8 protein-coding genes and 1 tRNA gene are annotated in these 12,279 nt (G+C 61.8%); all 9 read left to right on the top strand.

Features of this window, described 5'->3' with window-relative positions; translation table 11 throughout:
• The first annotated feature begins 26 nt into the window (after nt 1-26).
• A tRNA-Trp gene (locus DA1_RS26820) sits at nt 27-102 on the top strand.
• Nucleotides 103-188: 86 nt separating this feature from the next.
• Nucleotides 189-572: a preprotein translocase subunit SecE gene (gene secE, locus DA1_RS26815; RefSeq protein ID WP_012202436.1), complete on the top strand. Its 384-nt coding sequence runs from the start codon at nt 189-191 to the stop codon at nt 570-572.
• Nucleotides 572-1,156 carry a transcription termination/antitermination protein NusG gene (nusG, locus tag DA1_RS26810; protein WP_012202437.1) on the top strand — a complete coding sequence of 195 codons (585 nt, stop codon included), beginning with the start codon at nt 572-574 and terminating at the stop codon, nt 1,154-1,156. Before secE ends, nusG begins: the two co-directional genes overlap by 1 nt.
• Nucleotides 1,157-1,296: 140 nt before the next feature.
• Entirely contained in the window at nt 1,297-1,728 is a 432-nt protein-coding gene (gene rplK / locus DA1_RS26805) for a 50S ribosomal protein L11 (protein ID WP_012202438.1), read from the top strand.
• A complete protein-coding gene (gene rplA / locus DA1_RS26800) occupies nt 1,729-2,424 on the top strand; it encodes a 50S ribosomal protein L1 (protein ID WP_013800271.1) in 696 nt (231 codons plus the stop codon). It abuts the gene before it with no gap.
• A gap of 226 nt (nt 2,425-2,650) precedes the next feature.
• Nucleotides 2,651-3,178, top strand: a complete 528-nt coding sequence (gene rplJ, locus DA1_RS26795; RefSeq protein WP_012202440.1) for a 50S ribosomal protein L10 — start codon at nt 2,651-2,653, stop codon at nt 3,176-3,178.
• Between the two features lie 37 nt (nt 3,179-3,215).
• Nucleotides 3,216-3,593, top strand: a complete 378-nt coding sequence (gene rplL, locus DA1_RS26790) for a 50S ribosomal protein L7/L12 (protein WP_012202441.1) — start codon at nt 3,216-3,218, stop codon at nt 3,591-3,593.
• 276 nt (nt 3,594-3,869) lie between these two features.
• Nucleotides 3,870-7,982, top strand: coding sequence for a DNA-directed RNA polymerase subunit beta (gene rpoB / locus DA1_RS26785; protein WP_034397913.1), 4,113 nt, complete (start codon nt 3,870-3,872; stop codon nt 7,980-7,982).
• Between the two features lie 23 nt (nt 7,983-8,005).
• Nucleotides 8,006-12,235 carry a DNA-directed RNA polymerase subunit beta' gene (gene rpoC / locus DA1_RS26780; protein ID WP_013800273.1) on the top strand — a complete coding sequence of 1,410 codons (4,230 nt, stop codon included), beginning with the start codon at nt 8,006-8,008 and terminating at the stop codon, nt 12,233-12,235.
• The last annotated feature ends 44 nt before the right edge of the window (nt 12,236-12,279 follow it).

The raw sequence follows: 12,279 nt of genomic DNA, 5'->3' as shown, positions 1-12,279 counted from the left end.
CCAAGATCATTGCCTAATTGATTCGTAGGGGTATAGCTCAATTGGCAGAGCGTCGGTCTCCAAAACCGAAGGTTGTAGGTTCGATTCCTACTGCCCCTGCCACCTGATGGTGGAATCGCAACGAGCCCGCCCCAAAGCGGGCTTCGGTGTCTTGGCGTTGCGCAAAAGATGCGCATTAGAAATGGATTATGGCCACTACTCAGGTTGAAACGGTCAGCTCCGGAGCTGACAAAGCCAAGCTTGCCGCAGTCGCGGCTTTAGTCGTTGCTGCGATCGCAGGTTTCTATCTGCTGAGCAAGCAAGGGCCCATCGTCCAGTGGCTGGTGCTGCTGGTCGGCCTGGCTGCAGCTGCTGGCACGTTCCTTGTTTCCGAGCCCGGAAAGCGTTTCGTGAGCTTTGCCCAGGATGCCTGGCGCGAAGTCAAGAAGGTCGTCTGGCCGACGCGCAAGGAAACCATGCAGATGACCTTGTACGTCTTCGGCTTTGTCGTCATCATGGCCTTGTTCCTGTGGTTCACGGACAAGACGCTTGAGTGGGTCTTGTACGACCTGATTTTGGGCTGGAGGAAGTAATGGATGCTGTCGAAACGGGTGTGAACGACGGAGGGGCAGCGCCTGCCAATCCGGATCTGCGCTGGTACATCGTCCATGCCTACTCCGGCATGGAAAAGGCGGTTGAGCGCAACATCATCGAGCGCATCGCGCGCTCTGACATGCAGTCCAAGTTCGGTCGCATTCTTGTCCCCACTGAAGAGGTGGTGGAAATGAAGAATGGCCAGCGCCGCACTACCGAGCGCCGTCTGTTCCCTGGCTACGTGTTCGTCGAAATGGTCATGGACGACGATACCTGGCACTTGGTCAAGCACACCAGCAAGGTGACGGGTTTCGTTGGCGGTGCCAAGAACCGTCCTGCGCCCATTTCCGAAGAGGAAGTGCGCAAGATCGTCAGCCAGATGCAGGAAGGCACGGAAAAGCCGCGCCACAAGGTCGAGTTCATGCCCGGCGAGCTGGTGCGTGTCAAGGAAGGTCCGTTCACGGACTTCAACGGCTCTGTCGAAGAGGTCAACTACGAGAAGAGCCGTCTGCGCGTCTCCGTGATGATCTTCGGTCGCTCCACGCCGGTCGAGCTTGAATTTGCCCAGGTTGAAAAAACCTGAGTTACCGCTTACAATCTCTGGCTCTGCATTTTTAGGCTTGGTGCAGGGCGTTCTCACAAGAGTCTTTTAACCCCCGGGGAGCTGTCGGCTGCAACTGTTGTTGGTTGGGCCGGCGGCGCTATACCCGCAAGGAGCATTCAATGGCGAAGAAAATCGTCGGCTTCATCAAGCTGCAAGTGCCAGCTGGTAAGGCCAATCCCTCTCCCCCGATCGGTCCTGCGCTGGGTCAGCGCGGCCTCAACATCATGGAATTCTGCAAGGCGTTCAACGCCCAGACCCAAGGTGTCGAGCCCGGACTGCCCCTGCCCGTGGTCATCACGGCTTTCGCGGACAAGAGCTTCACCTTCATCATCAAGACGCCTCCGGCGACTGTGCTGATCAAGAAGGCCATCAAGCTGGACAAGGGTTCTTCCAACCCCCTGAAGAACAAGGTCGGCAAGATCACCCGCGCTCAGCTGGAAGAGATCGCCAACACCAAGCTGAAGGACATGAACGCTGCTGACGTGGACGCCGCCGTGCGTACGCTGGCTGGTTCGGCTCGCTCGATGGGCGTGATTGTGGAGGGCGTGTAAATGGCCAAGTTGACCAAGAAGCAAAAGGCTCTCCAGGGCAAGGTGGAGTCCACCAAGCTGTACGCTTTCGCTGACGCAGTCGCGCTGGTGAAGGATGCTGCCACCGCCAAGTTCGATGAATCCATCGACGTGGCCGTGCAACTGGGCGTGGACGCCAAGAAGTCTGACCAAGTGGTTCGCGGCGCTGTCGTGCTGCCCCATGGCACCGGCAAGATTGCCCGCGTGGCTGTGTTCGCCCAAGGCGCCAAGGCTGAAGAAGCCAAGGCTGCCGGCGCCGACGTGGTCGGCATGGACGACCTGGCTGCCCGCGTGAAGGCTGGCGACATGCCCTTCGACGTGGTCATCGCTGCCCCTGACGCCATGCGTGTCGTCGGTACGCTGGGCCAGATCCTGGGCCCGCGCGGCCTGATGCCCAACCCCAAGGTTGGCACGGTGACTCCCGATGTGGCCACGGCTGTGAAGAACGCCAAGGCTGGTCAGGTGCAATACCGCGTCGACAAGGCCGGCATCATCCACGCCACCATCGGCCGCCGCTCGTTCGACAACGAGAAGCTGCAAGGCAACCTGGCTGCGCTGATCGACGCCCTGAACAAGTCCAAGCCCGCTTCGAGCAAGGGCCTGTACCTGCGCAAGGTCGCTGTTTCGTCGACCATGGGTGTGGGCGTTCGCGTCGACACGCAAACCATCTCGGCCTGATAGCCAAGAAATCTTGAGACACCTTTCGGGGTGCCTCAGTGGTGGGCCGGTGCAGCGATGCGCCGGGTCATCCAAGACCGTTGGTGTGCCTTGCGGCACTTAAACCCCCGGGGCCAACGCAGATGGCGATCCCGCTGCAGATGGATGCATTTCCAAAACAGTTGGTCGCTGCAACAAGAGCGCGCATGAGGGGCTTGCCCCGAGTGCGCATTTGAAGGAGTAGACCTTGAGTCTTAATCGCAGTGAGAAAGAAGCGGTCATCAATGAAGTGACCAGCCTCGCCGCAAAAGCTCAAACGCTTGTGATCGCGGAATACCGCGGCATCACGGTCGCCGACATGACCAAACTGCGTTCTGATGCTCGCAGCAAGGGTGTGAGCCTGAGCGTGTTGAAGAACACGCTGGCCCGCCGTGCTGTGGCTGGCAGCCAGTTTGACGTTGTCGCCGACCAGATGACCGGCCCTCTGATCTATGGCTTCTCTGAAGACGCAGTGGCCGCCGCCAAGGTGGTGGCCGACTTCGCGAAAACCAACGACAAGCTGGTGATCCGCGGTGGTGCGTTTGCAGGCAAGGCCCTGGACGTGAACGGTGTGAAGCAACTGGCGAACATCCCCTCGAAGGAAGTTCTGCTGGCACAACTGTGTGGCTTGCTGATGTCGCCTATCTCGCGTACGGCCGTTGTGCTGGGCGCCCTGGCGGCAAAGAAGAGCGAAGGCTCTGCCGAAGAACCGGCAGCCGAAGCAGTCGCAGCCTGAGCGCGCGGCAGTTAACCAATATTGTTAGGAAATCAAAATGGCATTCGATAAAGACGCATTTCTGACCGCGCTCGACGGCATGACGGTCCTGGAACTCAATGACCTGGTGAAGGCCATTGAAGAGAAGTTTGGCGTGAGCGCTGCCGCTATGGCTGCTCCCGCTGCTGGCGGCGCTGCTGGCGGCGCTGCTGCTGCAGAAGAAAAGACCGAGTTCAACGTTGTGCTGACCGAAGCCGGCGCGAACAAGGTTTCCGTCATCAAGGCCGTGCGTGAAATCACCGGCCTGGGTCTGAAGGAAGCCAAGGACCTGGTCGACGGCGCTCCCAAGAACGTCAAGGAAGGCGTTGCCAAGGCTGACGCTGAAGCCGCTGTGAAGAAGCTGGTGGAAGCCGGTGCCAAGGCTGAACTGAAGTAATTCAGTCCCCTCAAGGGCTGGAGGCTCCGAAAAAGGGCCTCCAGCCTTTGGCGCTTGTGGAGCGCTGATCCATAGAGCACACTAAAAAGCAGTCAGCACAGTCTGTTTTTTAGTGTCTTCTGACAACCCGACAGCAGAAGATGCCTTGGTTCGGGCGATGTGCAACGCATCGCCGTCAGCCATGGTTGGTAGTGGCCAACCGCCAAGCCCGCAGGGAGCTTTCCATGTGGGGCAGTCGTCGCAGACCCAGGACTCATGTCTTTGCCCGGAGATCTCATGGCCTATTCTTACACCGAACGCAAGCGAATCCGCAAAAGCTTCGGGAGCCGCGACAGCGTGCTCGAAGTGCCTTACCTGCTGCAGATGCAAAAAGATGCATATACCGCATTCTTGCAGTCAGATGTAGCCCCCAAAAAACGCACCATCGAAGGCCTGCAAGCGGCCTTCAACTCCGCCTTCCCCATCGTCTCCCACAACGGTTTTGTGGAGATGAAGTTCGTCGAGTACAACCTCGCCAAGCCTGCTTTCGATGTGCGCGAGTGCCAGACCCGTGGTCTGACGTTCGCCTCCGCCGTGCGCGCCAAGGTCCAGTTGATCATCTATGACCGTGAGTCTTCGACCTCGCAGTCCAAGGTGGTCAAGGAAGTCAAGGAGCAAGAGGTCTACATGGGCGAAGTGCCCCTGATGACCGAAAAGGGCTCGTTCATCATCAACGGCACCGAGCGTGTCATCGTCTCGCAGCTGCACCGCTCGCCTGGCGTGTTCTTCGAGCACGACAAGGGCAAGACCCACAGCTCGGGCAAGCTGCTGTTCTCGGCACGCATCATTCCTTACCGCGGCTCGTGGCTGGACTTCGAGTTCGACCCCAAGGACCTGCTGTTCTTCCGCGTCGACCGTCGCCGCAAGATGCCCGTGTCCATTCTGCTGAAGGCCATCGGCCTGACGCCGGAATCGATCCTGGCCAACTTCTTCGTCAACGACAACTTCCGCCTCATGGATTCGGGCGCGCAGATGGAGTTCGTCTCCGAGCGCCTGCGCGGCGAAGTCGCGCGCTTCGACATCACCGACAAGTCGGGCAAGGTCGTGGTCGCCAAGGACAAGCGCGTCACCGCTCGCCACACCCGCGAGCTGGAGCAGTCGGGCACCAAGTTCATCAGCGTCCCCGAAGATTTCCTGATCGGCCGCGTGGTCGCCAAGAACATCGTCGATCCGGACACGGGCGAGATCATCGCCAAGGCCAATGAAGAGCTGACCGAGTCCCTGCTCAAGAAGCTGCGCAGCGCCGGCATCCAGGATCTGCAGTGCATCTACACGAATGAGCTGGACCAGGGCGCCTACATCTCGCAGACCCTGCGCACCGACGAAACCGTGGACGAGTTCGCTGCACGCGTGGCCATCTACCGCATGATGCGCCCCGGCGAACCGCCGACCGAAGACGCCGTGCAGGCCCTGTTCCAGCGCCTGTTCTACAACGCCGACACCTACGATCTGTCGCGCGTGGGCCGCATGAAGTTCAACGCCAAGGTCGGCCGCGATGGCGCCACCGGCCCCATGGTGCTGTCCAACGAGGACATCCTGGCCGTGGTCAAGATCCTGGTGGATCTGCGCAACGGCAAGGGCGAAGTCGACGATATCGACCACCTGGGCAACCGCCGCGTGCGTTGCGTGGGCGAACTGGCCGAAAACCAGTACCGCACCGGCCTGGCACGTATCGAGAAGGCAGTGAAGGAGCGTCTGGGCCAGGCCGAGCAAGAGCCGCTGATGCCCCATGACCTGATCAACAGCAAGCCGATTTCGGCCGCCCTGAAGGAATTCTTCGGTGCGTCGCAGCTGTCGCAGTTCATGGACCAGACCAATCCTCTGGCCGAAATCACGCACAAGCGTCGCGTCTCGGCCCTGGGCCCGGGCGGTCTGACCCGCGAGCGTGCAGGCTTCGAAGTGCGCGACGTGCACGTGACCCACTACGGCCGCGTCTGCCCTATCGAAACGCCTGAAGGCCCGAACATCGGCCTGATCAACTCGCTGGCCCTGTACGCCCGCCTGAACGAGTACGGCTTCATCGAGACGCCGTACCGCCGGGTGGCCGACGGCAAGGTCACGATGGAGATCGACTACCTGTCGGCCATCGAGGAAGGCAAGTACATCATCGCCCAGGCCAATGCCGACCTGGATGCCGAAGGCCGCCTGATCGGCGACCTGGTGTCGGCGCGCGAAAAGGGTGATTCGACCCTGGTGTCGGCCGAGCGCGTGCAGTACATGGACGTGTCGCCCGCACAGATCGTGTCGGTGGCTGCCTCGCTGATTCCGTTCCTGGAACACGATGACGCGAACCGCGCATTGATGGGCGCCAACATGTCGCGTCAGGCCGTGCCTGTGCTGCGTCCCGAAAAGCCCATGGTGGGCACGGGCATCGAGCGCGTGGCGGCAGTGGACTCCGGCACCGTGGTGACGGCAACCCGCGGCGGTATCGTGGACTATGTCGATGCAACGCGCATCGTGGTCCGCGTGAACGATGCGGAAGCCGTGGCCGGCGAAGTCGGCGTGGACATCTACAACCTCATCAAGTACCAGCGTTCCAACCAGAACACCAACATCCACCAGCGTCCCATCGTCAAGCGTGGCGACAAGCTGGCCAAGGGTGACGTGGTGGCCGACGGCGCATCGACCGACCTGGGCGAAATCGCCATCGGTCAGAACATGCTGATCGCCTTCATGCCCTGGAACGGCTACAACTTCGAGGATTCGATCCTGATCAACGAGCGCGTGGTGGCCGAAGACCGCTACACCTCGATCCACATCGAAGAACTCGTGGTGATGGCCCGCGACACCAAGCTCGGTGCCGAGGAAATCACGCGCGACATCCCGAACCTGTCCGAGCAGCAGCTCAACCGCCTGGACGAGTCCGGCATCATCTACGTGGGTGCGGAAGTGCAGCCCGGCGATGTGCTGGTCGGCAAGGTCACGCCCAAGGGCGAGACCACGCTGACGCCTGAAGAGAAGCTGCTGCGCGCCATCTTCGGCGAGAAGGCTTCCGACGTGAAGGACACCTCGCTGCGCGTGGACCAGGGCTCGCAAGGCACCGTGATCGACGTGCAGGTCTTCACCCGTGAAGGCATCCAGCGTGATAAGCGCGCCCAGCAGATCATCGACGATGAACTCAAGCGCTACCGCCTGGATCTGAACGACCAGCTGCGCATCGTCGAGGCCGACGCCTTCGACCGTATCGAAAAGCTGCTCAATGGCCGCGTGGCCAACGGCGGCCCGCAGAAGCTGGCCAAGGGCGCCAAGATCGACAAGGCCTACCTGGATGGCGTGGAGAAGTTCCACTGGTTCGACATCCGTCCTGCAGAGGACGAAGTCGCCACCCAGCTCGAGTCCATCAAGAACTCGCTGGAGCAGACGCGCCACAGCTTCGACCTGGCTTTTGAAGAAAAGCGCAAGAAGCTCACCCAGGGCGACGAGCTGCCCGCTGGCGTGCTCAAGATGGTCAAGGTCTACCTGGCCGTCAAGCGCCGCCTGCAACCCGGCGACAAGATGGCCGGCCGCCACGGCAACAAGGGTGTGGTCTCCAAGATCGTTCCGGTCGAGGACATGCCCTACATGGCCGACGGCTCCACTGCCGACATCGTGCTGAACCCGCTGGGCGTGCCTTCGCGTATGAACATCGGCCAGGTGCTGGAAGTGCATCTGGGCTGGGCTGGCAAGGGCCTGGGCCAGCGCATCGGCGACATGCTGCAGCAGGAAGCCCGCGCCGCCGAGATCCGCACCTTCATGGAAGAGATCTACAACTCGCGCGGCCGCAAGGAAGACCTGACGCAGCTCGACGACAAGGAGATCGTGTCCATGGCGCAGGCGCTGACCACGGGCGTGCCGTTTGCCACGCCGGTGTTCGATGGTGCGTCCGAGCAGGAAATCCAGGACATGCTGCATCTGGCATATCCGGAGGAACTGGCCCAGCGCAAGGGACTGACCGAGTCGCGCACGCAGGCCTACCTGTATGACGGCCGCACCGGCGACCGCTTCGAGCGTCCGACCACCATCGGCTACATGCACTACCTGAAGCTGCACCACTTGGTCGACGACAAGATGCACGCCCGCTCCACGGGTCCGTACTCTCTGGTGACGCAGCAGCCGCTGGGCGGCAAGGCCCAGTTCGGTGGCCAGCGTTTCGGGGAAATGGAAGTGTGGGCGCTGGAAGCTTACGGCGCCGCCTATGTGCTGCAGGAAATGCTGACCGTGAAGTCCGACGACGTGGTGGGCCGTACCAAGGTGTACGAATCCATCGTCAAGGGCGAGCACGCCATCGAGGCAGGCATGCCCGAGTCGTTCAACGTGCTGGTCAAGGAAATCCGCTCCCTGGGCCTCGACATCGAGCTTGAGCGTTCTTAAATATTGAAAAGGGAAAGAGTCTTATGAAATCTCTACTCGACCTGTTCAAGCAATTCACGCCTGATGAGCATTTCGATGCCATCAAGATCGGTCTGGCTTCTCCCGAGAAGATCCGTTCCTGGTCCTTTGGCGAGGTGAAGAAGCCCGAGACCATCAACTACCGCACGTTCAAGCCCGAGCGCGATGGTCTGTTCTGCGCCAAGATCTTTGGCCCCATCAAGGACTACGAGTGCCTGTGCGGCAAGTACAAGCGCCTCAAGCACCGCGGTGTGATCTGCGAGAAGTGCGGCGTCGAAGTGACCCAGACCAAGGTGCGCCGCGAGCGCATGGGCCACATCGACCTGGCTGCGCCCTGCGCCCACATCTGGTTCCTGAAGTCGCTGCCGTCGCGTCTGGGCCTGGTGCTCGACATGACGCTGCGCGACATCGAGCGCGTGCTGTACTTCGAAGCCTACGTGGTGACCGACCCCGGCATGACCCCGCTGAAGAAGTTCAGCATCATGACCGAGGACGATTACGAGGCCAAGCGCACCGAATACGGTGACGAGTTCGAAGCCAAGATGGGCGCCGAAGGCATCAAGGATCTGCTCGAAGGCATCGACATCGATGTCGAGACCGAGCGTCTGCGCGGCGATCTGACCGGCTCCGAAGTCAAGGTCAAGAAGAACGCCAAGCGCCTGAAGCTGCTGGAAGCGTTCAAGAAGTCCGGCATCAAGCCGGGCTGGATGGTCATGGAAGTGCTGCCCGTGCTGCCCCCGGACCTGCGTCCGCTGGTGCCGCTGGACGGCGGCCGCTTCGCGACGTCCGACCTGAACGACCTGTATCGCCGCGTCATCAACCGCAACTCGCGTCTGCGCCGCCTGCTGGAGCTGAAGGCTCCGGAAATCATCGCGCGCAACGAAAAGCGCATGCTGCAGGAAGCGGTGGACTCGCTGCTGGACAACGGCCGCCGTGGCAAGGCCATGACGGGCGCCAACAAGCGTGCCCTGAAGTCGCTGGCCGACATGATCAAGGGCAAGAGCGGTCGTTTCCGCCAGAACTTGCTGGGCAAGCGCGTGGACTATTCGGGCCGTTCCGTGATCACGGTGGGTCCGTACCTCAAGCTGCACCAGTGCGGTCTGCCCAAGCTGATGGCGCTGGAACTGTTCAAGCCCTTCATCTTCGCGCAGCTCGAGCAGCGCGGCATCGCCACCACCATCAAGGCGGCGAAGAAGGAAGTCGAATCCGGCACGCCCGTGGTGTGGGACATCCTCGAAGAGGTCATCAAGGAGCACCCGGTCATGCTGAACCGTGCTCCCACGCTGCACCGACTGGGCATCCAGGCCTTCGAGCCCATCCTGATCGAAGGCAAGGCCATCCAGCTGCACCCGCTCGTCTGCGCGGCCTTCAACGCCGACTTCGACGGTGACCAGATGGCTGTCCACGTTCCGCTGTCGGTGGAAGCACAGATGGAAGCCCGCACGCTGATGCTGGCCTCCAACAACGTGCTGTTCCCCGCATCGGGCGAGCCCTCCATCGTTCCTTCGCAGGACGTGGTGCTGGGTCTGTACCACGCAACGCGCGAGCGCATCAACGGCAAGGGCGAAGGCATGATCTTCGCCGACATCGGTGAAGTGCAGCGCGCGCTGGACTCCGACCAGGTCGAACTGGCCGCCAAGATCAGCGTGCGTCTGACCGAGTGGACCAAGAACAAGGACTCCGGCGAGTTCGAGCCTTCGACCAGCCTGGTGGAAACCACCGTGGGCCGCGCCCTGATGTCCGAGATCCTTCCCAAGGGCCTGCCGTTCAGCCACATGAACAAGGCGCTCAAGAAGAAGGAAATCTCCAAGCTCATCAACGCCTCGTTCCGCAAGTGCGGTCTCAAGGCCACGGTGGTGTTTGCCGACAAGCTGCTGCAAAACGGCTTCCGCCTGTCCACGCACGCCGGTATCTCGATCGCCATCGGCGACATGCTGGTGCCGCCGCAAAAGGCCGAGATCATCGGCCGTGCCGAAGCCGAGGTGAAGGAGATCGAACAGCAGTACGTCTCCGGTCTCGTGACCGCTGGCGAGCGCTACAACAAGGTGGTGGACATCTGGGGCAAGGCCGGCGACGAAGTCTCCAAGGTCATGATGGCCCAGCTTGCCAAGGAAAAGGTCATCGACCGCCATGGCAACGAAGTCGAGCAGGAATCGTTCAACGCCATTTACATGATGGCCGACTCCGGCGCCCGCGGCTCGGCCGCACAGATCCGCCAGCTGGCCGGCATGCGTGGCCTGATGGCCAAGCCTGACGGCTCCATCATCGAGACGCCCATTACGGCGAACTTCCGTGAAGGCCTGAACGTTCTGCAGTACTTCATCTCCACCCACGGCGCCCGAAAGGGTCTGGCCGACACGGCGTTGAAGACGGCCAACTCCGGCTACCTGACGCGTCGTCTGGTGGACGTGACGCAGGATCTGGTGGTCAACGAGGACGATTGCGGCACGACCAATGGCGCACTGATGCGCGCCATCGTCGAAGGCGGTGAAGTGATCGAGTCGCTGCGCGACCGCGTGCTGGGCCGTACCACGGCCGAGGACGTCGTGCATCCCGAGACGCTGGCCGTCCTGCTGCCCGCAGGCACGCTGCTCAACGAAGACGGGATCGATGAACTCGAGTTGCAAGGCGTGGACGAGATCAAGGTCCGCACCGCGCTGAACTGCGAAACCCGCTACGGCCTGTGCGCCAAGTGCTACGGCCGCGACCTGGGCCGCGGCGGCCAGATCAACCTCGGCGAAGCCGTGGGTGTGATCGCCGCCCAGTCCATCGGCGAGCCCGGCACGCAGCTGACCATGCGTACCTTCCACATCGGTGGTGCCGCTTCGCGCGCTGCCATCGCATCGAGCGTGGAAGCCAAGTCCAACGGCGCCATCAGCTTCAACAGCACGATGCGTTACGTCAGCAACACCAAGGGTGAGCTGGTCGTGATTTCGCGTTCGGGCGAAATCGTCATCAGCGACAACGGCCGCGAGCGTGAGCGCCACAAGGTGCCTTACGGTGCCGTGCTGACCGTCAGGCCCGACCAGCAGGTCAAGGCCGGTCTGATCCTGGCCAACTGGGATCCGCTGACCCGACCCATCATTACCGAGTACGCCGGCCAGGTGCGCTTCGAGAATGTGGAAGAGGGCCTGACCGTGGCCAAGCAGGTCGACGAAGTGACCGGTCTGTCCACGCTGGTGGTGATCGATCCCAAGCGCCGTGGCTCTGCCAAGGTCGTGCGTCCTCAGGTCAAGCTGATCGATGCCAACAACCAGGAAGTCAAGATCCCCGGCACCGACCACTCGGTGACGATCGGCTTCCAGGTCGGCGCTCTGATCCAGGTGCGTGACGGCCAGGACGTGGGCCCCGGCGAAGTGCTGGCCCGTATCCCTGTCGAAGGCCAGAAGACCCGCGACATTACCGGCGGTCTGCCCCGCGTGGCCGAGCTGTTCGAAGCCCGTACGCCCAAGGACAAGGGCACGCTGGCCGAGATGACCGGCACCATCTCCTTCGGCAAGGAAACCAAGGGCAAGGTGCGCATGCAGATCACCGATCTGGATGGCAAGGTCTGGGAAGAGCTCGTGCCCAAGGAAAAGAACATCCTGGTGCACGAAGGCCAGGTGGTCAACAAGGGCGAATCCATCGTCGACGGTCCCGCCGATCCGCAGGACATCCTGCGCCTGCTGGGCATCGAGGAGCTGTCGCGCTACATCGTTGATGAAGTGCAGGACGTCTACCGTCTGCAGGGTGTGAAGATCAATGACAAGCACATCGAGGTGATCGTTCGCCAGATGCTGCGCCGCGTCGTGGTCGAGAACACCGGCGATTCGACCTACATCGCTGGCGAGCAGGTCGAGCGTTCGGAAATCCTCAATACCAACGAGGCCCTGCAGCGCGAAGGCAAGATCCCCGCCACGTACTCCAACGTGCTGCTGGGTATTACCAAGGCCTCGCTGTCGACCGACTCCTTCATCTCCGCCGCGTCGTTCCAGGAAACGACCCGCGTGCTCACCGAGGCTGCCATCATGGGCAAGCGCGACGAGCTGCGTGGCCTGAAGGAAAACGTCATCGTGGGTCGCCTGATCCCCGCCGGTACGGGTCTGGCCTACCACCAGGCACGCAAGGCCAAGGACGCCATGGACGACGCAGAGCGCCGCGCCATCGCCGACGCCGAAGCGGCCGAACTGGCCGGTGTGATGGCTGACGACGACGCTGGCGTGGCTGCCGTCGCCGGTGACGCTTCCGCTGACTGATAGGCGGTGCCACCCCCTGAGCGGCTGTGCCGCTTCCCCCTCTC

This window comes from Delftia acidovorans NBRC 14950, assembly GCF_001598795.1.
Classification (GTDB): domain Bacteria; phylum Pseudomonadota; class Gammaproteobacteria; order Burkholderiales; family Burkholderiaceae_C; genus Comamonas; species Comamonas acidovorans.
Note: the sequence above shows the minus strand (reverse complement) of the source record. Positions and strands in the feature narration are given on the sequence as shown.

Bases quoted from the DNA above. Each gene is read 5' to 3' on its own strand.
- secE (WP_012202436.1), top strand. From the start codon at position 189: ATGGCCACTACTCAGGTTGAAACGGTCAGCTCCGGAGCTGACAAAGCC.
- nusG (WP_012202437.1), top strand. From the start codon at position 572: ATGGATGCTGTCGAAACGGGTGTGAACGACGGAGGGGCAGCGCCTGCC.
- rplK (WP_012202438.1), top strand. From the start codon at position 1,297: ATGGCGAAGAAAATCGTCGGCTTCATCAAGCTGCAAGTGCCAGCTGGT.
- rplA (WP_013800271.1), top strand. From the start codon at position 1,729: ATGGCCAAGTTGACCAAGAAGCAAAAGGCTCTCCAGGGCAAGGTGGAG.
- rplL (WP_012202441.1), top strand. From the start codon at position 3,216: ATGGCATTCGATAAAGACGCATTTCTGACCGCGCTCGACGGCATGACG.
- rpoB (WP_034397913.1), top strand. From the start codon at position 3,870: ATGGCCTATTCTTACACCGAACGCAAGCGAATCCGCAAAAGCTTCGGG.
- rpoC (WP_013800273.1), top strand. From the start codon at position 8,006: ATGAAATCTCTACTCGACCTGTTCAAGCAATTCACGCCTGATGAGCAT.